21 protein-coding genes, 2 tRNA genes, 3 rRNA genes and 1 pseudogene are annotated in these 21,533 nt (G+C 44.6%); 5 read left to right on the top strand and 22 right to left on the bottom strand.

The features are described 5' to 3' along the window. Positions 1-7: 7 nt before the first annotated feature. Positions 8-1,255 carry an exo-beta-N-acetylmuramidase NamZ family protein gene (locus CKW02_RS01015; RefSeq protein ID WP_003217003.1) on the top strand — a complete coding sequence of 416 codons (1,248 nt, stop codon included), beginning with the start codon at positions 8-10 and terminating at the stop codon, positions 1,253-1,255. A 39-nt stretch (positions 1,256-1,294) separates the two neighbouring features. Here the strand turns inward: CKW02_RS01015 and CKW02_RS01010 are convergent, their stop codons facing one another. Both CKW02_RS01010 and CKW02_RS01005 read right to left on the bottom strand, forming a co-directional pair. After that, positions 1,295-2,260, bottom strand: a complete 966-nt coding sequence (locus CKW02_RS01010; RefSeq protein ID WP_003217244.1) for a bile acid:sodium symporter family protein — start codon at positions 2,258-2,260, stop codon at positions 1,295-1,297. Positions 2,261-2,317: 57 nt separating this feature from the next. Next, entirely contained in the window at positions 2,318-2,512 is a 195-nt protein-coding gene (locus CKW02_RS01005; RefSeq protein ID WP_003217130.1) for a hypothetical protein, read from the bottom strand. Positions 2,513-2,524: 12 nt separating this feature from the next. Between CKW02_RS01005 and CKW02_RS01000 the strand changes: the two are divergent. After that, positions 2,525-2,647 (top strand): annotated as a pseudogene (locus CKW02_RS01000) (flagellin N-terminal helical domain-containing protein); the annotation flags it as partial. A 100-nt stretch (positions 2,648-2,747) separates the two neighbouring features. Here CKW02_RS01000 and CKW02_RS20100 read toward each other — a convergent pair. From CKW02_RS20100 to CKW02_RS00970, 6 genes are all read right to left on the bottom strand, one after another. Then, complete coding sequence (locus CKW02_RS20100; protein ID WP_003217075.1) at positions 2,748-2,891, bottom strand: hypothetical protein; 144 nt, start codon at positions 2,889-2,891, stop codon at positions 2,748-2,750. Positions 2,892-3,467: 576 nt separating this feature from the next. Beyond that, a tRNA-Thr gene (locus CKW02_RS00990) sits at positions 3,468-3,540 on the bottom strand. Between the two features lies 1 nt (position 3,541). Then, positions 3,542-3,616, bottom strand: a tRNA-Asn gene (locus CKW02_RS00985). Between the two features lie 42 nt (positions 3,617-3,658). Then, a 5S ribosomal RNA gene (rrf, locus tag CKW02_RS00980) occupies positions 3,659-3,774 on the bottom strand. Positions 3,775-3,835: 61 nt separating this feature from the next. Continuing rightward, positions 3,836-6,766 (bottom strand): 23S ribosomal RNA (locus CKW02_RS00975). A gap of 182 nt (positions 6,767-6,948) precedes the next feature. Further along, positions 6,949-8,497, bottom strand: a 16S ribosomal RNA gene (locus CKW02_RS00970). Together the 16S, 23S and 5S rRNA genes with 2 tRNA genes alongside form the textbook arrangement of a ribosomal RNA operon. Positions 8,498-8,875: 378 nt before the next feature. On the opposite strand from CKW02_RS00970, the gene pdaB reads away from it, so the two are divergent. Then, complete coding sequence (pdaB, locus tag CKW02_RS00965) at positions 8,876-9,640, top strand: polysaccharide deacetylase family sporulation protein PdaB (RefSeq protein ID WP_003217051.1); 765 nt, start codon at positions 8,876-8,878, stop codon at positions 9,638-9,640. Here pdaB and kbaA read toward each other — a convergent pair. Beyond that, positions 9,633-10,235: a KinB-signaling pathway activation protein gene (kbaA, locus tag CKW02_RS00960; protein ID WP_003217204.1), complete on the bottom strand. Its 603-nt coding sequence runs from the start codon at positions 10,233-10,235 to the stop codon at positions 9,633-9,635. The genes pdaB and kbaA overlap by 8 nt on opposite strands. Positions 10,236-10,325: 90 nt before the next feature. Here kbaA and gerD point away from each other — a divergent pair, with 90 nt between their 5' ends. After that, on the top strand, positions 10,326-10,910 hold the full coding sequence (gene gerD / locus CKW02_RS00955) for a spore germination lipoprotein GerD (protein WP_003217144.1): 585 nt from the start codon (positions 10,326-10,328) through the stop codon (positions 10,908-10,910). A 38-nt stretch (positions 10,911-10,948) separates the two neighbouring features. Here gerD and CKW02_RS00950 read toward each other — a convergent pair whose 3' ends face one another. The 3 genes from CKW02_RS00950 to CKW02_RS00940 all read right to left on the bottom strand — a co-directional run bounded on the left by CKW02_RS00950 (position 10,949) and on the right by CKW02_RS00940 (position 13,326). Then, complete coding sequence (locus tag CKW02_RS00950) at positions 10,949-12,007, bottom strand: Mrp/NBP35 family ATP-binding protein (RefSeq protein ID WP_003217013.1); 1,059 nt, start codon at positions 12,005-12,007, stop codon at positions 10,949-10,951. Positions 12,008-12,110: 103 nt separating this feature from the next. Then, positions 12,111-12,824 carry an N-acetylmuramoyl-L-alanine amidase CwlD gene (gene cwlD, locus CKW02_RS00945; protein WP_003217264.1) on the bottom strand — a complete coding sequence of 238 codons (714 nt, stop codon included), beginning with the start codon at positions 12,822-12,824 and terminating at the stop codon, positions 12,111-12,113. 58 nt (positions 12,825-12,882) lie between these two features. Continuing rightward, positions 12,883-13,326 carry a YbaK family protein gene (locus tag CKW02_RS00940; protein ID WP_003217192.1) on the bottom strand — a complete coding sequence of 148 codons (444 nt, stop codon included), beginning with the start codon at positions 13,324-13,326 and terminating at the stop codon, positions 12,883-12,885. A gap of 146 nt (positions 13,327-13,472) precedes the next feature. Here CKW02_RS00940 and CKW02_RS00935 point away from each other — a divergent pair, with 146 nt between their 5' ends. Then, entirely contained in the window at positions 13,473-14,042 is a 570-nt protein-coding gene (locus CKW02_RS00935) for a DUF4825 domain-containing protein (protein ID WP_003216937.1), read from the top strand. Positions 14,043-14,079: 37 nt separating this feature from the next. On the opposite strand, the gene CKW02_RS00930 is transcribed toward CKW02_RS00935, so the two are convergent. The 10 genes from CKW02_RS00930 to CKW02_RS00885 form a co-directional block, all read right to left on the bottom strand. Continuing rightward, positions 14,080-15,078, bottom strand: coding sequence for a serine hydrolase (locus tag CKW02_RS00930; RefSeq protein ID WP_003217272.1), 999 nt, complete (start codon positions 15,076-15,078; stop codon positions 14,080-14,082). A 109-nt stretch (positions 15,079-15,187) separates the two neighbouring features. Beyond that, positions 15,188-15,661 (bottom strand): GNAT family N-acetyltransferase, encoded by a 474-nt coding sequence (locus tag CKW02_RS00925; protein ID WP_003217035.1) that lies wholly within the window; start codon positions 15,659-15,661, stop codon positions 15,188-15,190. A 20-nt stretch (positions 15,662-15,681) separates the two neighbouring features. Beyond that, on the bottom strand, positions 15,682-16,428 hold the full coding sequence (locus CKW02_RS00920) for an amidohydrolase family protein (protein WP_003217156.1): 747 nt from the start codon (positions 16,426-16,428) through the stop codon (positions 15,682-15,684). Between the two features lie 98 nt (positions 16,429-16,526). Then, positions 16,527-17,042: a GNAT family N-acetyltransferase gene (locus CKW02_RS00915; protein WP_003217033.1), complete on the bottom strand. Its 516-nt coding sequence runs from the start codon at positions 17,040-17,042 to the stop codon at positions 16,527-16,529. Positions 17,043-17,232: 190 nt separating this feature from the next. Next, positions 17,233-17,625 (bottom strand): 30S ribosomal protein S9, encoded by a 393-nt coding sequence (rpsI, locus tag CKW02_RS00910; RefSeq protein ID WP_003217273.1) that lies wholly within the window; start codon positions 17,623-17,625, stop codon positions 17,233-17,235. Between the two features lie 20 nt (positions 17,626-17,645). After that, positions 17,646-18,083 (bottom strand): 50S ribosomal protein L13, encoded by a 438-nt coding sequence (gene rplM, locus CKW02_RS00905; RefSeq protein ID WP_003217042.1) that lies wholly within the window; start codon positions 18,081-18,083, stop codon positions 17,646-17,648. A 166-nt stretch (positions 18,084-18,249) separates the two neighbouring features. Next, a complete protein-coding gene (gene truA, locus CKW02_RS00900; protein WP_003216948.1) occupies positions 18,250-18,993 on the bottom strand; it encodes a tRNA pseudouridine(38-40) synthase TruA in 744 nt (247 codons plus the stop codon). An 11-nt stretch (positions 18,994-19,004) separates the two neighbouring features. Beyond that, positions 19,005-19,802, bottom strand: coding sequence for an energy-coupling factor transporter transmembrane component T family protein (locus CKW02_RS00895; RefSeq protein WP_003217024.1), 798 nt, complete (start codon positions 19,800-19,802; stop codon positions 19,005-19,007). After that, positions 19,799-20,668 (bottom strand): energy-coupling factor ABC transporter ATP-binding protein, encoded by an 870-nt coding sequence (locus CKW02_RS00890; RefSeq protein WP_003216922.1) that lies wholly within the window; start codon positions 20,666-20,668, stop codon positions 19,799-19,801. Before CKW02_RS00890 ends, CKW02_RS00895 begins: the two co-directional genes overlap by 4 nt. Then, on the bottom strand, positions 20,644-21,486 hold the full coding sequence (locus CKW02_RS00885) for an energy-coupling factor ABC transporter ATP-binding protein (protein WP_003217199.1): 843 nt from the start codon (positions 21,484-21,486) through the stop codon (positions 20,644-20,646). Before CKW02_RS00885 ends, CKW02_RS00890 begins: the two co-directional genes overlap by 25 nt. Positions 21,487-21,533: the final 47 nt, after the last annotated feature.

Raw genomic sequence — 21,533 nt, 5'->3', positions numbered from 1 at the left:
GATTCTCTTGAAAAAAACAGCAAGCTTCATACTCGCAAGCATTTTCATTATGAGCACATTGACCGCCGCCTCCCCCGCAAACCAAGAACGAACAGATACAAAAGGGAAAAAAGCAGCAGTCAAAACAGGGATTGAAACACTACTCTCAGGCAACCTTTCATGGTTAAAAGGGAAAAGGGTCGGCCTCATTACGAACCCAACTGGTATTGATGCAAATATGAAAAGCAGTGTCGATCTCCTATTTGAGCATCCAAATATTAAGCTTACTGCTCTATATGGACCTGAACATGGTGTGCGCGGCGATGCACAAGCAGGAGAAGGCGTCGAATCCTATACCGATGAAAAAACAGGTCTTCCTGTTTACTCCCTCTATGGAAAAACAAGAAAACCAACGCCTGACATGCTCAAAAATGTAGATGTCTTGCTGTTTGATATCCAAGATGTTGGCACTCGTTATTACACCTATATTTACACGATGGCCTATGCGATGGAGGCCGCTAAAGAAAACAACATTCCCTTTGTTGTCCTAGACCGTCCAAACCCTATTGGCGGACTAAAAGTAGAAGGCCCTGTCCTAGAACCTGAGCACGCTTCATTTGTAGGGCTCTATCCAATACCATTAAGACATGGGATGACCACTGGTGAACTAGCAACATTTTTTAACAAAGAGTTTCATATCAATGCTGATGTCACAGTCATCAAAATGAAAAATTGGAAGCGTTCCATGACGTTTGATGACACGAAGCTGCCGTTCGTCCTTCCTTCACCTAACATGCCAACAGTGGATAGTACCTTTGTATATCCCGCCACAGGATTAATTGAAGGCACAAATGTCTCTGAAGGCAGAGGAACAACAAAACCGTTCGAGCTCATTGGCGCTCCGTATATCAATAGCAATGAGCTAGCAGATCATCTAAATCAATTAAAACTAAAGGGTGTGAAATTTAGACCCGTATCATTCACCCCCACTTTTTCTAAACATGCAGGGAAGCTATCACACGGTGTGCAGCTATACGTCACAGACCGCTCTTCATTCGAAGCGGTAAAAACAGGGTTATCCATCATCAAAGCCATACATGATTTATATCCAAAAGACTTTGAGTTCCTTCAAACAGGCAGCTTTGATAAACTCATCGGGAATGGTTGGATCAAAGAAGAAATCAATCAAGGTACTTCTGTCAAACACATCATGAAACGCTATCATCACGACCTCAAATCGTTCGAAAAGAAACGGAAGAAATATCTCATCTATTAATTCGCAAAAAGACCTCCATCCTATGAGATGGAGGTCTTTTCATGATAAAGATTTAGTCACAGCAGGTGCCTTCAGCTCAAATCGATTGAGTAAAAAACCAAACAAGGCAGCAAGTACTTGCTGAAACAGCATGCCAATCACAACAGGGACAGCAACAGCAGGCGGGAAAAAGCTAATAGCAAGCACAGCCCCAGCACTAATATTTCTCATGCCGCCCGTATACACAATGGCCACAATTTCCCCTTGAGTACATTTCATCACCTTTCCAATCAACCACGCAAAAGCATACCCACTCATCGCAATGAAAAAGACAGTCGCTGCTTTGCTAAAAAATGCAGCATCCAGTTCACGCAAATATGGGGCGACAACAGAACTGTTAATCGATACGACAACAAACAAGCCTAATTTTGAAAAAGGAGCCAGGGTCTGACTCATTGTTTTCGTCACCGATGGCTTTGCATACTGACGAACGAGCATCCCTAAAATAGAGGGCAGCACCACCATACCAAACAGCCCTTTCATGATCGCAACCATGTCCATATGGACCTGTGTACCGACGAAGAGTGACAAGCTTACTGGCACAATCAATGGCGAAAGCAATGTATCAATTAAAATGATAGATAACGTTAAACCGACATTCCCTTTATACATCGCCGCCCATATTAAACTAGACACACCTGTTGGAATCACCATCGCAAGAGTCAAACCGGTGATCGTCATAGAATCGCCCGCAAATATCAAATGCCCCGCTGACCAAGCATAAAGAGGCATCAGCACATGCAAAATCATAAACGATAAAATTAAAGGCAATGGATGCATCACCGTATGCTTTAAAGCTGAAAAAGTAGATGACAAGCTCCCTGAAAATGTCATAATGGCAAATACCCAAGGCACTATAAACGTAAAATCTTTTAAATAGGCTGCCAATAAAACACCAAGTAGCACACTAATAGGCGTAATAAGCGGCATCATCCGGCCGAGCACTTGGTTCAAACGCACAAGCATGCCGGCCACCTCCATCCTTCACTTTCTACCCTTTCTATTGTAACAAACAGAAAAAACTTATGAAGAACCATTCACCTGTTTCACAAGATTTCGACTTTGTATATCCATTCCAACTACGTCTACTTGTACGCCAGCTGCTTGAAACTTTCCCTTTACACGTTCTATCGCTGGAGATCTTTCCCTGATGAACACTTGGATGAAGCGTCTTTTAGAACGATCAATAAAATGAAACATCGAACTGAATAAAGACAAACAAAAAAACCCCTATATAAAGGGGCGGAAGGTGCATTGACTGAAACTCACTCAATCCTTCAACGTGTACGTGAACTAGTGGTTCAAGCTGGAAACACTGGTACGCAGGATAAAGAGTCTGACCTTCAATCTATCCTGAATCCTTCTCTCAAAATCCTTTTTCTTTTCTCTGTTACTTTATCGAGTGTTTTTAGGGCATGTGAAAAAGTGTTGTTTCCACACGGTTTTACACTAATCATGTTTCTCTTCTTACATCGATGTCTTTAATAGCTTGATTCGCTACAATCCCATTAGCATCTTTAACTCCCAATGCATCTGTACTCATTTTATCAATATGAACTGAAATTTGTTGAGTTGCGTTAGCACCGATTTGGAACACTAAAGCATTACCACTTGCTGGGACTGCACTTCAAAAGAAGAACAATGAAAGTTGCAAATGCAAAAGAATTGCAGCTTCACGCATTTTCAAACGATGAAAAATAAACATCAAAAAGCCCCTGTTCTCTATGGTCAGGGGCTTTACTTTTTTCATTTTTTCAATGCTTTTTGAAGAGCTGCTTTTGTCTTCGATCCGTTCCATCTCTTATGTGGCACAACCTTGGCCAATGGAATGCCTTGCTCTGTCATCAGCTGAACGAATTAGCATTATGCGTTCTCAACTACCTTTTCAAATTTAAATACATGGTGGGAGCGATTCGCAAAAAGGCACGATATAAGAAAATTCATTTGCATGATATGCATCATACTCATGCTGCTATGCTAATAAATCAAATCGGCAAAATACCTGGGTTTAATATCAAATCTGTCTCTCAGCGTTTAGGTCATGCGGAAGCTATAACAAACTTATTGCAAATTCGATAATTGGCCCCTAATTTGTCCTCAAGCAATTAAAAAAGGACATAAAAAAAAGCCTTCTCATCATCGAGAAACCTTGTCAGATTAACATTTAGAGGAAAGCTTCCAAGCGGGCTCGAACCGCTGACCTCTTCCTTACCATGGAAGTGCTCTACCTACTGAGCTATGGAAGCATGGCTCCGCAGGTAGGACTCGAACCTACGACCGATCGGTTAACAGCCGATAGCTCTACCACTGAGCTACTGCGGAATGATAAAGTAACTTCTTCCATTGGAAGGATATAAACAAAAAGCTTGGCGGCGTCCTACTCTCACAGGGGGAGACCCCCAACTACCATCGGCGCTGAAGAGCTTAACTTCCGTGTTCGGTATGGGAACGGGTGTGACCTCTTCGCTATCGCCACCAAACCTGATGGAGAGAATGTTCTCTCAAAACTAGATAACAATGTTCAAACTTCACATTAGAATATAGGTTAAGTCCTCGATCTATTAGTATCTGTCAGCTCCACGTGTCACCACGCTTCCACCTCAGACCTATCAACCTGATCATCTTTCAGGGATCTTACTTCCTTGCGGAATGGGAAATCTCATCTTGAGGGGGGCTTCATGCTTAGATGCTTTCAGCACTTATCCCGTCCGCACATAGCTACCCAGCGATGCCCTTGGCAGAACAACTGGTACACCAGCGGTGCGTCCATCCCGGTCCTCTCGTACTAAGGACAGCTCCTCTCAAATTTCCTGCGCCCGCGACGGATAGGGACCGAACTGTCTCACGACGTTCTGAACCCAGCTCGCGTACCGCTTTAATGGGCGAACAGCCCAACCCTTGGGACCGACTACAGCCCCAGGATGCGATGAGCCGACATCGAGGTGCCAAACCTCCCCGTCGATGTGGACTCTTGGGGGAGATAAGCCTGTTATCCCCGGGGTAGCTTTTATCCGTTGAGCGATGGCCCTTCCATGCGGAACCACCGGATCACTAAGCCCGACTTTCGTCCCTGCTCGACTTGTAGGTCTCGCAGTCAAGCTCCCTTGTGCCTTTACACTCTGCGAATGATTTCCAACCATTCTGAGGGAACCTTTGGGCGCCTCCGTTACATTTTAGGAGGCGACCGCCCCAGTCAAACTGCCCACCTGACACTGTCTCCCTGCCCGATAAGGGCAGCGGGTTAGAAGGTCAATACAGCCAGGGTAGTATCCCACCGATGCCTCCACCGAAGCTAGCGCTCCGGTTTCCAAGGCTCCTACCTATCCTGTACAAGCTGTACCAACATTCAATATCAGGCTGCAGTAAAGCTCCACGGGGTCTTTCCGTCCTGTCGCGGGTAACCTGCATCTTCACAGGTACTATAATTTCACCGAGTCTCTCGTTGAGACAGTGCCCAGATCGTTGCGCCTTTCGTGCGGGTCGGAACTTACCCGACAAGGAATTTCGCTACCTTAGGACCGTTATAGTTACGGCCGCCGTTTACTGGGGCTTCAATTCGCACCTTCGCTTACGCTAAGCGCTCCTCTTAACCTTCCAGCACCGGGCAGGCGTCAGCCCCTATACTTCGCCTTACGGCTTCGCAGAGACCTGTGTTTTTGCTAAACAGTCGCCTGGGCCTATTCACTGCGGCTTCTCGGGGCTTTAACACCCTAAGAAGCACCCCTTCTCCCGAAGTTACGGGGTCATTTTGCCGAGTTCCTTAACGAGAGTTCTCTCGATCACCTTAGGATTCTCTCCTCGCCTACCTGTGTCGGTTTGCGGTACGGGCACCTCTCACCTCGCTAGAGGCTTTTCTTGGCAGTGTGGAATCAGGAACTTCGCTACTAAATTTCGCTCGCCATCACAGCTCAGCCTTCACGGGAAACGGATTTGCCTATTTCCCAGCCTAACTGCTTGGACGCGGATATCCAATACCGCGCTTACCCTATCCTCCTGCGTCCCCCCATTGCTCAAATGGTGAGGAGGTGGTACAGGAATATCAACCTGTTGTCCATCGCCTACGCCTTTCGGCCTCGGCTTAGGTCCCGACTAACCCTGAGCGGACGAGCCTTCCTCAGGAAACCTTAGGCATTCGGTGGACGGGATTCTCACCCGTCTTTCGCTACTCATACCGGCATTCTCACTTCTAAGCGCTCCACCAGTCCTTCCGGTCTGACTTCACAGCACTTAGAACGCTCTCCTACCACTGTTCGTAAGAACAGTCCGCAGCTTCGGTGATACGTTTAGCCCCGGTACATTTTCGGCGCAGAGTCACTCGACCAGTGAGCTATTACGCACTCTTTAAATGGTGGCTGCTTCTAAGCCAACATCCTGGTTGTCTAAGCAACTCCACATCCTTTTCCACTTAACGTATACTTTGGGACCTTAGCTGGCGGTCTGGGCTGTTTCCCTTTCGACTACGGATCTTATCACTCGCAGTCTGACTCCCAAGGATAAGTCATCGGCATTCGGAGTTTGACTGAATTCGGTAACCCGGTAGGGGCCCCTAGTCCAATCAGTGCTCTACCTCCGAGACTCTTACCTTGAGGCTAGCCCTAAAGCTATTTCGGAGAGAACCAGCTATCTCCAGGTTCGATTGGCATTTCACCCCTACCCACACCTCATCCCCGCACTTTTCAACGTGCGTGGGTTCGGGCCTCCATTCAGTGTTACCTGAACTTCACCCTGGACATGGGTAGATCACCTGGTTTCGGGTCTACGACCACGTACTCATGCGCCCTATTCAGACTCGCTTTCGCTGCGGCTCCGCATCTTCTGCTTAACCTTGCACGGGATCGTAACTCGCCGGTTCATTCTACAAAAGGCACGCCATCACCCTTTAACGGGCTCTGACTACTTGTAGGCACACGGTTTCAGGATCTATTTCACTCCCCTTCCGGGGTGCTTTTCACCTTTCCCTCACGGTACTGGTTCACTATCGGTCACTAGGGAGTATTTAGCCTTGGGAGATGGTCCTCCCGGATTCCGACGGAATTTCACGTGTTCCGCCGTACTCAGGATCCACTCTGGAGAGAACAACATTTCAGTTACAGGGCTGTTACCTTCTTTGGCGGGCCTTTCCAGACCTCTTCGCTTATATCGTTCCTTTGTAACTCCGTATAGAGTGTCCTACAACCCCAAGAGGCAAGCCTCTTGGTTTGGGCTGATCCCGTTTCGCTCGCCGCTACTCAGGGAATCGCATTTGCTTTCTCTTCCTCCGGGTACTTAGATGTTTCAGTTCCCCGGGTATGCCTTCTCATACTCTATGTATTCAAGTATGGATACTACTCCATTACGAGCAGTGGGTTTCCCCATTCGGAAATCTCCGGATCAAAGCTTGCTTACAGCTCCCCGAAGCATATCGGTGTTCGTCCCGTCCTTCATCGGCTCCTAGTGCCAAGGCATCCACCGTGCGCCCTTTCTAACTTAACCATTTCTTACTTTAGAAAGAATCACTATGTGTGATGAACTTTGCATTGCATTCAATGTGAATGTATTACTTATTGTTATCTAGTTTTCAAAGAACAATCCTGTCTCGCTAGAGACATGTCTTGAAGGAATGATCCTTCAAAACTAAACAAGACGAAAACGCACGCTGCTCCATATATCCTTAGAAAGGAGGTGATCCAGCCGCACCTTCCGATACGGCTACCTTGTTACGACTTCACCCCAATCATCTGCCCCACCTTCGGCGGCTGGCTCCATAAAGGTTACCTCACCGACTTCGGGTGTTGCAAACTCTCGTGGTGTGACGGGCGGTGTGTACAAGGCCCGGGAACGTATTCACCGCGGCATGCTGATCCGCGATTACTAGCGATTCCAGCTTCACGCAGTCGAGTTGCAGACTGCGATCCGAACTGAGAACAGATTTATGGGATTGGCTAAACCTTGCGGTCTCGCAGCCCTTTGTTCTGTCCATTGTAGCACGTGTGTAGCCCAGGTCATAAGGGGCATGATGATTTGACGTCATCCCCACCTTCCTCCGGTTTGTCACCGGCAGTCACCTTAGAGTGCCCAACTAAATGCTGGCAACTAAGATCAAGGGTTGCGCTCGTTGCGGGACTTAACCCAACATCTCACGACACGAGCTGACGACAACCATGCACCACCTGTCACTCTGTCCCCGAAGGGAAAGCCCTATCTCTAGGGTTGTCAGAGGATGTCAAGACCTGGTAAGGTTCTTCGCGTTGCTTCGAATTAAACCACATGCTCCACCGCTTGTGCGGGCCCCCGTCAATTCCTTTGAGTTTCAGTCTTGCGACCGTACTCCCCAGGCGGAGTGCTTAATGCGTTAGCTGCAGCACTAAGGGGCGGAAACCCCCTAACACTTAGCACTCATCGTTTACGGCGTGGACTACCAGGGTATCTAATCCTGTTCGCTCCCCACGCTTTCGCTCCTCAGCGTCAGTTACAGACCAGAGAGTCGCCTTCGCCACTGGTGTTCCTCCACATCTCTACGCATTTCACCGCTACACGTGGAATTCCACTCTCCTCTTCTGCACTCAAGTTTCCCAGTTTCCAATGACCCTCCCCGGTTGAGCCGGGGGCTTTCACATCAGACTTAAGAAACCGCCTGCGAGCCCTTTACGCCCAATAATTCCGGACAACGCTTGCCACCTACGTATTACCGCGGCTGCTGGCACGTAGTTAGCCGTGGCTTTCTGGTTAGGTACCGTCAAGGTGCGAGCAGTTACTCTCGCACTTGTTCTTCCCTAACAACAGAGCTTTACGATCCGAAAACCTTCATCACTCACGCGGCGTTGCTCCGTCAGACTTTCGTCCATTGCGGAAGATTCCCTACTGCTGCCTCCCGTAGGAGTCTGGGCCGTGTCTCAGTCCCAGTGTGGCCGATCACCCTCTCAGGTCGGCTACGCATCGTCGCCTTGGTGAGCCATTACCCCACCAACTAGCTAATGCGCCGCGGGTCCATCTGCAAGTGACAGCCGAAACCGTCTTTCATCCTTGAACCATGCGGTTCAAGGAACTATCCGGTATTAGCTCCGGTTTCCCGGAGTTATCCCAGTCTTACAGGCAGGTTACCCACGTGTTACTCACCCGTCCGCCGCTAACATCCGGGAGCAAGCTCCCTTCTGTCCGCTCGACTTGCATGTATTAGGCACGCCGCCAGCGTTCGTCCTGAGCCAGGATCAAACTCTCCGAAAAAGTACAAAACCGAAGTTTTGTTTTTCGTCAGTGTTTGACTGACTACCTATGATGCTTCATAGGATTTTTTTATAAAAACTCGAATTAACAGGTACGTTTTGTCTTGTTTAGTTTTCAAAGATCATCTTCGCCGTTCTTAGCGGCTTTAATAATATAACATTTCGCTTCATCTTATGTCAATAACTTTTTTCAAGTTTATTTCCCGAAGCGTTTTGTGTTTGTCACTGTGTGTCAGCGACGATTAATAATATATCACGAAAACTTTCTATTGGTCAACGCCTTTTCAAAACTTTTTTTGAAATAGTTTTATTGTGCATCTCAAACCCTTGTCCTGCATACAATCAAGTAACAATCTTGGACAAGGCAGGAGTGTTTGAATTGAGTCGATTATATGTGTTGCCTATTACACGGCTGAAGCAAGTTGTCATTATTCTTGTAGCAGCCCTTGCAGCTGCAACCTTTTTTTATGTACAAAAGGCACCGCCGCTGTCGGTATTTAAAACAGAACACGGACCCCGAGCCATTTATAAAGGCGAGACTTCCTCAAAACATGTCTCCCTTACTTTTAATATCGGCTGGGGAGATGAGAAGGCAGTTCCTATTTTAAATGTCCTTCGAGAGTACGATATAAAGAACGCTACTTTCTTTCTGTCTGCTTCTTGGGCTGAGCGTCATCCTGATATCGTCAAACAAATTAGAGAGGACGGTCACCAAATCGGCAGCCTTGGCTATGCTTATAAAAATTATAGCCAGCTTGAAGATAGTGAAATCAAGCAAGATCTTGTCCGGGCACAAAATTCATTTCAAAAGCTTGGACTAGATGACATTCAACTATTAAGACCGCCAACTGGGCAATTTAACGAAAAAGCTTTAAAAATTGCCACACAGTACGGTTATACCGTTGTCCATTACAGCGTCAATTCACAGGATTGGCTGAATCCAGGCGTCGATCAGATTGTGCAGAATGTAAATGATCGAATGAAAAGCGGAGACATTGTTCTCCTCCATGCCTCAGATTCAGCAACCCAAACCGCTCAAGCCTTACCAGCTATTTTGAAACAAATCAAAGAAAAGAATTTAAAGAATGTGACGGTTGGCGAACTGATCTCCAATACCAAAACAAGGTCATCGGAAGTTAAGTAGCTTTTGCCTTTGAAAACCGCGGCATAGCTAATAACTGAAACGCATTACAGCCTAATAGCGGGAATAGCATTAAATACAGCCAGTCCTCTTCATTAACTCTGAGCGCCGGGAACCATTCTAGCGACGTGATGACGACCATGAGAAACATTGCGGAAACAAATGTTTTCTTAGAGGACTGCTGCTGTTTAAAGTACGCCACGATCAATGCGAACACACCGATAAAGACAGGCAGCCATAGGTATGGAAGAAATGATTCATTCTCCCCGAAAAACAAAAATCGCAAGTAAGCTAAATCAAACAGCACAAAGATCACCAGAAACAGCTGAATGGTATTCCATAAAGAATGTGACCGGAATATCTCTAGCGCAAACCGGTGCACCGTCAAAAAGACAACAAACCCCATCTGACTAATGACACTAAAAATCATCCCCACACCAATGAACCAAAATAACACAGATGCGATTTCTAGTATTTCAAACGATATAAAAAGCTTCTGATATTTCCCCCACTCCAGCGCAAAGCCTACCACGCTTGTAATGACCGCTCCAACAGCTAGCACAGAGAAGAAGAAACGAACTAAATCCCGACTTTTCATTGAATTGACCCAACCCCTATTTTTGTTATGTATAAATTCACGTGAAACATTCATATTAAAAGTAAGACATGTAACGAAAGGAGCCACAGTATGTCAAAAGGCATCTTGCGTATAATGAGCTGTTTTCTCCTTTTATCTCTAACAGCTTGTGCTCCCAAAACCCAATCCTCATCTAATATGGACTATGACGAAACAAAGAAAATGGTCGTCGATATATTGAAGACAGATGACGGTAAAAAGGCCATTCAACAGTTATTAAATGACGAGGCAATGAATGAAGCTTTGGTAATGGATGAACAAACTGTGAAAAAAACGATAGAGAAAACACTGACTTCTGATAAAGGCAAAGAGTTCTGGAAGAAGGTCTTTGAGGATTCTAAATTTGCCGAGACTTTCGCAAAATCCATGCAGCAACAGCATGAAAAGATGTTAAAACAGTTAATGAAGGACCCTGACTATCAGCAATTGATGATGGATATTCTCAAGGATCCTGAAATGGAAAAGAAATACGGTGAACTGGTGAAAAGCAAAGAGTTCAGAAAGCATTTAGAAAAAGTTATTACGGAAACATTAAGCAGTCCTCTTTATAAGAAGAAATTCGAAGATGAGCTTAAAAAAGCAGCATCTGAAAGCAGTGATTCCGGATCAAAAGGCAGCGAAGAAAGCGGCAGTTAAACATCACCCGAGTGGACATACATCCACTCGGGCTTTCATTATGCTTTTACTGCTAATTGTTCAATGACTTTATTCGCAATGTGTTGATACACTTCTCCTGTCGGATGACTCGCATCATAGACGGATGGAGCAAAATCCTCTTCATTCCAATCAGGCTGTCTTAAAGGAATTTGGCCAAGGACCGATACACGCAGTTCTTCTGCCAGCTTGTCCCCGCCCCCTTTTCCAAAGACATGTTCTTTCTCACCTGTTTTTTTGCTTTCATAATAGCTCATATTCTCAACGACCCCTAGCACTTCGTGATCTGTTTGCAGTGCCATTGCGCCTGCTCTAGCAGCAACGAAGGCAGCTGTAGGGTGCGGTGTTGTGACAATGATTTCTTTACAGCTTGGAAGCATTGTATGAATATCAAGCGCCACATCTCCCGTTCCAGGCGGAAGGTCTAATAGTAAGTAATCTAATTCTCCCCACTCGACTTCGTGGAAGAAGTTATTTAGCATTTTACCAAGCATCGGTCCTCTCCAAATGACCGGTGCATTTTCTTCAACAAAAAAGCCCATTGAAATCACTTTGACACCAAAGCGTTCCACAGGAATAATTTTTTCCCCTTTAACCGTTGGTCTGACGGTGATTCCCATCATATCCGGTACACTAAAGCCATAAATATCTGCATCAATCAGTCCGACTTTTTTCCCTAGACGAGCCAGCGCTACAGCAAGGTTAACAGACACGGTGGATTTCCCAACGCCGCCCTTTCCGCTCGCTATCGCTAAGAACTCAGGCGGATTTTTAGAATTGAGCAGGTTTTCTTCCTCATCTTGTGAAGGCATAAACCTTTCAAGTGTTTCCTGAGGCAGTTCTTCAAAACGAAGTCCTACTGTGTTAGCACCCTCTGCTTTCAAGGCTTGTACGATGTCTTGCTGCAGCTTCATCTGCTCAGCAGTACCCGTTTTGGCAATGGCCACCTTTAAGCTCACATGTTCTTTTTCAGGCTTTAGGCTGATTTCCTTGATGGCATCCAGCTCACCAAGCGGTATATGAAGGAAAGGTTCGTCCATCTTCCCAACTAGTTTTCTCACATCATCTTGTCCGATCATAGCAGAACCTCACCCTTTATTGAATTCGTTTACAATCCAAGTATATCATACATATCCTTACAATGTCTGTCCTGTTTGCCTGCGTTCAAAAGGAAAAAGCCCCTTATTCAGGCGGCTCTTTTTGCTCTGTTAAATATCTTAAAATGCCTTTATAAATGGAGGCGGCTATTTGATCTTGATATTTAGGTGTTGCCAGCTGACCGGCCTCTTTCGGATTGGAGAGAAACCCAATCTCCACAAGAGCTCCTGGCTTTGTCACATTTTGCATTAAATAAATGCCATTGATCCGCTTCGCCTTTCGATCTGTGTTTTCAAGATTATTGCGTAATTCATCTTGTATGAACTTCGCTGCCTTTTCATTCTCTTCATACTTTCCGTAAAAAAACGTCTGCGCGCCGCTCCATTTGTTCGATGGGATCGCATTTAAATGAATACTTAAATAGAGATCCGCTTCAGACTCATTGATGACTTTTACGCGGTTTCTTAAATCCTCCGCTTTCTTCCGGGCATATCCCCTTGTATTCTTTGATGATAAATCAGAATCATCCTCGCGGGTCATGAGAACAAGCGCTCCCTGCTCCTGCAAATAGTCACGTATCTTCATGGATACATCCAGTGCAATCTCTTTTTCAAGCAGCTCTCCTCCTACAGCCCCGCCATCTGGACCGCCATGACCCGGATCTAAATAGATGATCTTGCCGCTCAGAGGCAAGTTCCACGATTTCCACGAATCATCATTTAGAAATTGAAACCTGAATAAGAATAAGAGGACAATAAACCCGATTAAAAACCCTGTCCATTTCAGCTTTCTTTTCATCCCTGTCCCTCCCATACACCATTATTTTATAGATATGGGACAAGGACTGGAAATATGCTTAATGCAGCCGAAGCTTATGCCTTTTTTCTGATTCTCGAAAGCCTTCCTGCCACCACGTGCTTAAAAAATCCTTCGCAAATGGATACAGACACGACATCTTCCGCTCCATTCGGAACATATTCCCCCACGATTGCAAACACCCTGCTAGCTCCTCAACCAGCTCATCTTCTTCATGAACTGACCGCTTCTTTATATCATCGAACGATTCACCGTACTTGCTCGACTCACCGTATCTCCCACCTGCTAAAAAAGCTTCAATGGCGAAATCGATGCAGCCATCACTCATAATCCCAGCTGGATCGTCTGCAAATGGGAACAGCTTCTTCGTGAATTTCTCGGAAGCGACCGTCACCTGTTGAAGAGACAATGTACGCAACAGTTTCTTTTCAAGCGTGACATCTCGTTTTGTTTTCAATTGATAAAATGAAAGAACCTCTGCCATGGACTGAACTCCTTTTTTCTTTGTATTGTTCGTTGGTTTGAACAAAACATGCAGTTCAGTAAATGGAAATCAATGAGCTAATGGATTGGAAAATTGTGATAAGATGAACACTTATATATAGAAAGAATGGAAAAGGGGCAAAATTCATGAAGAAGTGGATGTATATCCTACTGCTACTAACAGTCGTCTTATCTGGATGCAGCAGTCACGCGACCGAGCAGAAGAGCGACATAAAAGGAATAGAAGACATATCATTAAAACAGCTTTCTAAGCACAAAAATTCTTATATTGGAGACAACGGAGCAATTGGCGCTATTTTATCAGATCTTCCAGGTAACGTGATTCGTGAGTATGAAATCGTAGATGAAAAAGAGCTAAAAGTGACATATGGCGTGAAAGAAAATGCCAATGATACAGAAGAACAATTTGATACATTTTGGTTTGACAAGAAGGATACCATTGAAAAAAACTACTTATATAACGCATTGGCACTTTTTATTCTTATCGATAATGCTGAGCAAGTGACACTCAAGATGAACTCTAACGACAAACAATCCGTCACGTTTAAAAGACAAGAGCTAGAAAAAAAGCTGCCTCACTCATTTAAAGAGTATCAAGACGATGCAGCGCTTTGGCAAAAGGAACTGGTTGATGGAGTTGTGAAGTCAAAAGAGAAACGCCAAGATGTATACAAAGTGTTTCCCATGAAGAAATAATAAAACAGAGGGGTATCTCCCTCTGTTTTTTTGATGATTATTTAGTAAAAGCTTGAATCAATCTTTGTCGAAAGTGTTGATCCACTGCTGCAGTAAGCATAAATTCATTGAATACTCCCTCAATCCAATGAGAATTGTTCGCTTTAGGATCATTGATAAAAAGAGAGACGGATATAGAGGATGTATCTGTGCTTCGATATAAAGCAGCTGTGAAAACAAACAATGTTGCTCCGCTTTTATACCAAAGATATTGATCTGTTTCCGCCTTGAATGTTTCTCCCAGCACAATTTGGCTAAAAAGACGCTTTTCTTCTGTTGTTAACAGCTCATCCTGTAGACGTTTCATAAAATGTGCATATTGATTAGTTGTAGACCTTGTCATTTTTTGCGTCAGTAATGATTGAATACGCAAGCTTAACAAGTCTTTTTTCATCAATTTTTCTTCTAACGCCTTTTTATGCTCTAGGTCATTTTTCATGATATTAAAAATCTCAATCATCAGAAATTTGTATTGTCCATCAGTTACATCGCTCATTTGCTTGAATGCATCCCGCTCATGATCAGATATATAGGCTGGCCACAACAGCTTGGGTGTCAGTGGCATGACTTCACCATGTTCTGTAAGGTCCGCTTGTTTCATTCGATCATTGATCTTATCTAAGCCGAGGCGTTCAATCAAATAATCAGTACAAGCATTCGAACTGACTTGCATCATCCCTTTGGCAACATCTAATAAAGTTGCATGCTCAGAAAAATCGTTGACCTCCAGCCAGTATGTGTGAGCACCGCCATCTGTTCTATCAATATAAAACCGCTCTATGTCCGCCAATGCCACTTTTTCACCTAGCTTGATGTCACCGCTAGAGACGGTTTTAACAAAATGAAATAAAACCATTAATTTCACCGTACTTGCAAGTGGTGTTTTTTGATCACCATTCCAATCTAATATCACATCTTCATTTTCAATAATTGTCACTGATACGTCCTTTTTGTTTTTCGTGACAAATGTCAAAAGATCTTCCTTTGTTTTATTCAAATGTTTCTCCTTTCCCAACCACTATAGATTCTCATCTTCAATATAACAAATATTTGAAATAAAGGCACAAAAAACAAAGGATTGTGAATACCTTTGCTTCTTTGTGTGTTTATTGACGATGAACTTGCAGCTTCATCCCATCATGCGTAGCTTCAAAGCCCAACTTTTCGTAAAAACGGCGTGCATCTGGTCTCTGTTTGTCTGTTGTTAGCTGAACCATATGACACCCGCGGTCGATGGCGCGTTGAATCGCCCATTTTATGAGCAGCGTGCCAATTCCTTTCCCTCTATGAGACGAGGCTGTACGAACTCCTTCTATTGAAGCTCTCCATCCTCCTTGATGTGTAAGAAATGGCGTCATGGTCAATTGGAGAACACCTACAGCTTCTTCCTGATCACACGCAACAATGAGTTCAATATTTGGATCAGCATCTATTGAATGAAAGGCTTCGATATAGCTTTCTAACAATGGTTGCGTGTAACGCTCTCTTTTTTGACCTAACATATCATCCGCGAGCATAAAGACGATTTTATCGAGATCATCCAGCTTGGCTTCTCTGAACGTCAGTTGACTGAACCCCATTGAACACACCTCCTATGAAATTATTGACCAAAATACCATTGATGCGCGTTCTTATATAAGATGTGATCAGCTGCTTTTTCATCAAAGAGCCGTTGAATCAACTCAACATCACCGTATTCAAATGGACGCTTTGCTCTTGTGGATGGAAGGTCTGTACCAAACATCAGTGCATCAGGATTCGTTTGATAAATTGATGTCAACGCATGTTCAACGTTTAAATCGACACGTCCAAAACCTGTTGCTTTTACCCGAACTCCTTTTTCAACCAGCTTGAGCAAATGCGGCAAACCTTCTTCCGATAAGCCTAAATGATCAATCGAAACGGCCGGCAGCTGTTCAAGCGTAGATGAAATTGCAGGGAGATGCTTAGCGTCTATGTAGAGCTCACTATGCCATCCCGCCAGCTCATACACCCTTCTCGCAAAATAATCGAGCTTCGAAATATCCTCCGAACCGCCCCGCTTCACATTAAAACGTAAAGCCTTCACCCCATGTTGATCCAAATGAACAATCTCATCATCAGTTGCCGTAAAAGGTAATTGAGTCACGCCGCAAAAATCTGGCCCCATTTCATCTAGCGCTTTCAACAAATAGCCTTGATCAAAGCCTTGAAATGACCCTGAGACGATTGCTCCACCTAAAATCCCTAGATCAGCCGTCTCTCTCTTATAATCATTCACCACATAACTAGGGGGTGTATACCCTTGGTTTTCTTGAATGGGAAAATCAAAATCAATGATATGAAAATGTGCATCAAAGATCCTCATGCTTGGCGCCCCTCTTCTGCTTATTTGATCTGATTATATCAATAGCGAAAGCCAAGGGATATTTGGAATGACGAATTACTTCATATCATGAAAACTTATCAAGTTTCCCATTCCTCTCGTAAGATGGCATAGTAAAACTCATCCCACCACTCTTTTCCTTGTGGGATACATTTTTTAAAATATCCCTCTCTTCTCATCCCCATTTTCTCCATCACTCTCCACGATGGCACATTTTCAGGCTGACAAGTGGCAATAATCCGATGTAAATTCATTGTGTGAAAGCCAAGATGTAGTACAGCATAGGCTGCTTCAGATGCATAGCCTTTGTTTTGATATACAGGATTGAAGACCCAGCCAATTTCATACGTGTGATCACCAAAGTAAGGATGAAATGCGATATGCCCGATGCATGTATGATCTTCTTTTAATAGGACACCGACATACTTAGCATCTTCATGACGATTATTTTTGACAAATTCCTTCGCATCTTCTTTAGAAAATACATCTTCCGGAATATACTTCATCACTACCGGATCAGATGTATATGCATAGACATCCTGCCAATCATCATCAGCAAATGGTCGAATGAGACATCTTTCTGTCGTTAGATTCATAGGACAACCTCCATCTTTTTTAACAGAAAACTTCTATACTCATATTTTATACGTATTCAAGAGGAAGAGACCAGTCATGATCTATCCACATAAAAAGCACAAAAAAAAGCACCAGCACGAAGCTGATGCTTTTTTTATAAGGTTTGTTTGTAACAAACCTTTGTAAAACGTCCATACAATATAAAATTGATTAACGTTTTGAGAACTGAGGTGCGCGACGTGCGCCTTTAAGACCGTATTTCTTACGCTCTTTCATACGAGGGTCACGAGTAAGAAGTCCAGCACGTTTAAGTGATGTACGGTACTCAGGATCTACTTCTAGAAGAGCACGAGAGATACCGTGACGAATTGCTCCAGCTTGACCAGAGAATCCACCACCGTGAACAGTTACAAGAACATCGTAGCTGTTAGCTGTTTCTGTGATGTTCAAAGGCTGTTTCACGTCTTCGATTAAAGCAGCGAATGGAATGTATTCAGTAATTTCACGATTATTAACGACGATACGGCCTTCACCTGGAACTAAGCGAACGCGCGCTACAGAACTTTTACGACGACCTGTACCGTAATATTGAACCTGTGCCAAATTGTTAACCTCCCTTATAATTAACCGCGAAGTTCGTAAACTTCAGGTTGTTGTGCTTGATGTGGATGCTCAGAACCACGGTACACATTTAATTTTTTGAACATTTGACGGCCTAATGGACCCTTTGGAAGCATACCTTTGATAGCAAGCTCCAACATTTTTTCAGGGTAGTTTGTACGCATCTCAAGAGCAGTTCTTTGTTTCAAACCACCTGGGTGCATTGTGTGACGGTAGTAAATTTTGTCCGTCAATTTCTTACCTGTTAATTCGATTTTCTCAGCATTGATGATGATGACGTGATCACCTGTATCAACGTGTGGTGTATAAGTTGGTTTGTGCTTACCGCGCAAAAGTGATGCTACTTCAGTAGAAAGACGACCTAGAGTCTTGCCTGCCGCATCAACAACTAGCCATTTGCGCTCAATTGTGCTTGCGTTCGCCATTGGTGTTGTACGCATGAGTTTCCCTCCTAAATAAATCAATGATTTTTCCTTGAATCAAATGCTACGTTCTATTTCAAAACACAAGATAAGTCTTCCGGGGCTTATTTGTGGGGTTGAAATACATACCATATGATATCTTATAACTTTCTGCTTCCTGTGTCAAGAACATGTTACACCTGGTTTAGTTGTCATAGAAAACTTCCCATAAATACAGTCCGTGACTAGGCGCAGTCTTGCCTGCCGCTTCGCGATTTCGGGCGGCAAGCATGGCTTTTATCTCCTCAGGGTGAAATTTACCAGATCCGATTTCAAGTAACGTTCCAGCGATAATTCGCACCATGTTGTATAAAAACCCATTTCCTCTCACACGCATTTCAAGCCCATCTGAGACGTTTTTCCACTCGAGGGTGTAAATCTCCCTCACCTTGTCCTGGACCTCTGTATTGGCCGCACAAAAGCTTGTGAAGTCGTGTGTGCCAATGAGGTGCCCAGCAGCTTCTCTCATTTTGTCTGCATCCAGCCGGTAAGGAAAGTGGCAGGCATACTGTCTCGTGAACACATTTTGGTGCGTTTCCGTTGAGACCTTATAACGGTACTCCTTCGAAACGACACTAAAACGTGCATGAAACGACTCATCCACTTCCTCAGCCTTTAGAACCCGGATGTCATCCGGCAGGAGACTGTTGAGGGCAAAAGGCCATCTTTCCATCGGAATCGAGAGCGGCGTGTCGAAATGGATGACCTGCCCCTTCGCATGGACGCCACTGTCCGTCCGGCCAGAAGCCACAATCGGAATCAGTTCATCCTGTTTATGCATTCTTGCAAGAGCAGACTCGATCTCCGTCTGAACAGTCCGCTGCCCAGGCTGCACCTGATAGCCTTTAAAATGTGTCCCATCGTAGGATACGGTACATTTGACCTTCATCTAGGAATCACCTAATTTCTCAGAAATACAAGGAGTGCTGTTAACAGGATGAATAGGAGCAGTGTGAACGTGTCTTTCATGCCCCAGACAAGTTGACGGTATTTCGTCCGCCCTTCTCCTCCGCGGTAGCCTCTCGCTTCCATAGCGGTCGCCAGTTCCTCTGCACGCTTAAACGCACTGACGAAAAGCGGGACAAGTAAAGGAACGATGGCTTTCATGCGATCTTTAAGAGGTCCGCTTGTAAAATCAACACCTCTTGCCATTTGCGCCTTCATGATTTTGTCCGTCTCTTCTAGTAAAGTTGGAATGAACCGAAGAGAGATGGACATCATGAGAGCAAGCTCATGAACGGGCAGTTTGATTTTACGGAATGGGTGAAGCAGCTTTTCCATACCGTCTGTCACTTCTATAGGCGTTGTGGTTAACGTCAGAAGTGTCGTCATCATGATGAGATAGACAAAACGGAGAGAAATGAAAATCCCCTGCTTTAGACCTTCTTCATAAATATTTAAAAAACCAAAGTGAAATAGCAAGGCGCCATCCTTTGTCATGAAGATATGCAGTATGAAGGTAAACAGGACAATCCATAGGATCGGCTTCATTCCTTTGAGAATAAAGTATAGCGGCACCTGAGAAACCATCACCACAAGGAGGGTAAAGACACCTAAAAGCCCGTAAGTGATGTAATTATTAGCAAAAAAGACAATAAAGACAAAAAAGAAAATTGATAACAGCTTTGTCCTTGGATCAAGACGATGGACAAAGGATGAACCTGGCACATATTTGCCGATAATCATACTATCCATCATGATGTCGTGTCCTCCTGATAAAGAGCTGTTAAGGCTTCTGCCATTTCATCCATGGTCAGAAGCGGCCTTGGAAACGTAATTCCTAGCTTTTTTTCTACAGTCTGCTGGAATTTAATCGTTTCTGGGAGGTCGAGACCAAACGAAGACATGTCTGTACGATTGGCAAACAATTCTCTCGGCGTACCTGTCGCCTTCACCGTTCCTTTATGCATCACAATCATTTGATCCGCATAATGAGCTGCATCCTCCATACTGTGTGTAACCAGAATCGTGGTGAGGTTTGCCTTTTGATGAAGCTCATAGAACATGTCCATGATTTCCTTACGTCCGCGTGGATCTAATCCTGCAGTCGGCTCATCCAGCACAAGCACTTCTGGCTCCATCGCTAGAACACCTGCAATCGCCACACGTCTCATTTGACCGCCGCTTAGTTCAAAGGGAGATCGAGATAATAAGGATTCAGGAAGACCAACTAGCTTCAGCATTTCCTTCGCCTTTGCTTCTGCCTTCTCCTGAGGAACACCGAAATTCATCGGACCAAAGCAGATATCCTTAAGGATCGTTTCTTCAAAGAGCTGATGCTCAGGAAACTGAAACACGATGCCTACTTTTTTCCGAAGTGACTTTAAATCCTTCTGCTTTTTATTGGCTTGTAAGATGGTATCCCCAAGCGCAATGCTCCCCTTCGTTGGTTTGAGCAAGCCATTTAAATGCTGCAGCAACGTGGACTTGCCAGAGCCCGTATGACCAATGACAGCGACATAGCTGCCCTCTTGGATGGAAGCATTGACATCATACAAAGCGAGACGCTCAAACGGCGTTTTCATTTGATAACGATGCTCTAATTCTTTGATCGTAATGTCCATAGCTCTTTCACCAATCCTTCTTGTGTCAAATGGGCATTTGCAAGCGGTACACCTTGCTGCTTCAATTGTTTGCTCAGCCGATAGGAGAATGGCAGATCAAGTCCAATTTGAACTAGCTGTTCGTCTAGTTCAAATACTTCCTCTGGTGTTCCCTCGGCAAATTTTTTCCCGCCATTCATGACAATGACCCGGTCTGCCTTGGCAGCCTCGTCTAAATCATGTGTGATGGAAATGACTGTGACCGTTCCTTGTTCCTTCAGTAGTCTAACAGTCTCTAACACTTCTTCACGCCCAACCGGATCAAGCATCGATGTTGCTTCATCCAAGATCATGATGTCAGGGCTTGCGGCAAGTACACCTGCAATGGCGACTCTCTGCTTTTGCCCGCCTGATAGATGGTGCGGCTCTTGATCAAGAAACTCCTGCATATTGACCTGTTTGACAGCCCAATCTACACGTTCTATCATCAATTCCCGCTCAACCCCGTTATTTTCTAAACCAAAAGCCACATCATCACGAACCGTTGAGCCAACGAATTGATTATCTGGGTTTTGAAAGACCATTCCGACCTTTTTGCGAATATCCCAGACACTCTCTTCTTTCAGCTCAATCTCTCCAACCTTGACCGTTCCAGCATCCGGTAAAATGAGCCCATTCAGTACACGGGCAAGTGTGGATTTACCGGAACCGTTATGACCAACAATGGCGAGCCATTCATTTTGATTCACATGCAATGACACCTGATCTAAAGCGGGCTTGTCTGCATCCTTGTGATAACGAAATACAATGTCCTTTACATCAATTAATGTCTTCCCCATGTCTACCGGACCTCCTCTCAGCTCAACCTCTTCTTTGCTTATTGCTA

This window comes from Bacillus pumilus, assembly GCF_900186955.1.
In the GTDB taxonomy this organism is placed as follows: domain Bacteria; phylum Bacillota; class Bacilli; order Bacillales; family Bacillaceae; genus Bacillus; species Bacillus pumilus.
This window is presented reverse-complemented; position numbering and strand designations above follow the sequence as displayed.

Coding starts and splice junctions, on each gene's coding strand:
- CKW02_RS01010 (WP_003217244.1), bottom strand. CDS start 2,260: ATGCTTGTGCGTTTGAACCAAGTGCTCGGCCGGATGATGCCGCTTATT.
- kbaA (WP_003217204.1), bottom strand. CDS start 10,235: ATGAAAAGTCGGGATTTAGTTCGTTTCTTCTTCTCTGTGCTAGCTGTT.
- gerD (WP_003217144.1), top strand. CDS start 10,326: ATGTCAAAAGGCATCTTGCGTATAATGAGCTGTTTTCTCCTTTTATCT.
- CKW02_RS00950 (WP_003217013.1), bottom strand. CDS start 12,007: ATGATCGGACAAGATGATGTGAGAAAACTAGTTGGGAAGATGGACGAA.
- cwlD (WP_003217264.1), bottom strand. CDS start 12,824: ATGAAAAGAAAGCTGAAATGGACAGGGTTTTTAATCGGGTTTATTGTC.
- CKW02_RS00940 (WP_003217192.1), bottom strand. CDS start 13,326: ATGGCAGAGGTTCTTTCATTTTATCAATTGAAAACAAAACGAGATGTC.
- CKW02_RS00935 (WP_003216937.1), top strand. CDS start 13,473: ATGAAGAAGTGGATGTATATCCTACTGCTACTAACAGTCGTCTTATCT.
- CKW02_RS00925 (WP_003217035.1), bottom strand. CDS start 15,661: ATGGGGTTCAGTCAACTGACGTTCAGAGAAGCCAAGCTGGATGATCTC.
- CKW02_RS00920 (WP_003217156.1), bottom strand. CDS start 16,428: ATGAGGATCTTTGATGCACATTTTCATATCATTGATTTTGATTTTCCC.
- CKW02_RS00915 (WP_003217033.1), bottom strand. CDS start 17,042: ATGAATCTAACGACAGAAAGATGTCTCATTCGACCATTTGCTGATGAT.
- rplM (WP_003217042.1), bottom strand. CDS start 18,083: ATGCGTACAACACCAATGGCGAACGCAAGCACAATTGAGCGCAAATGG.
- truA (WP_003216948.1), bottom strand. CDS start 18,993: ATGAAGGTCAAATGTACCGTATCCTACGATGGGACACATTTTAAAGGC.
- CKW02_RS00895 (WP_003217024.1), bottom strand. CDS start 19,802: ATGATGGATAGTATGATTATCGGCAAATATGTGCCAGGTTCATCCTTT.
- CKW02_RS00890 (WP_003216922.1), bottom strand. CDS start 20,668: ATGGACATTACGATCAAAGAATTAGAGCATCGTTATCAAATGAAAACG.
- CKW02_RS00885 (WP_003217199.1), bottom strand. CDS start 21,486: ATGGGGAAGACATTAATTGATGTAAAGGACATTGTATTTCGTTATCAC.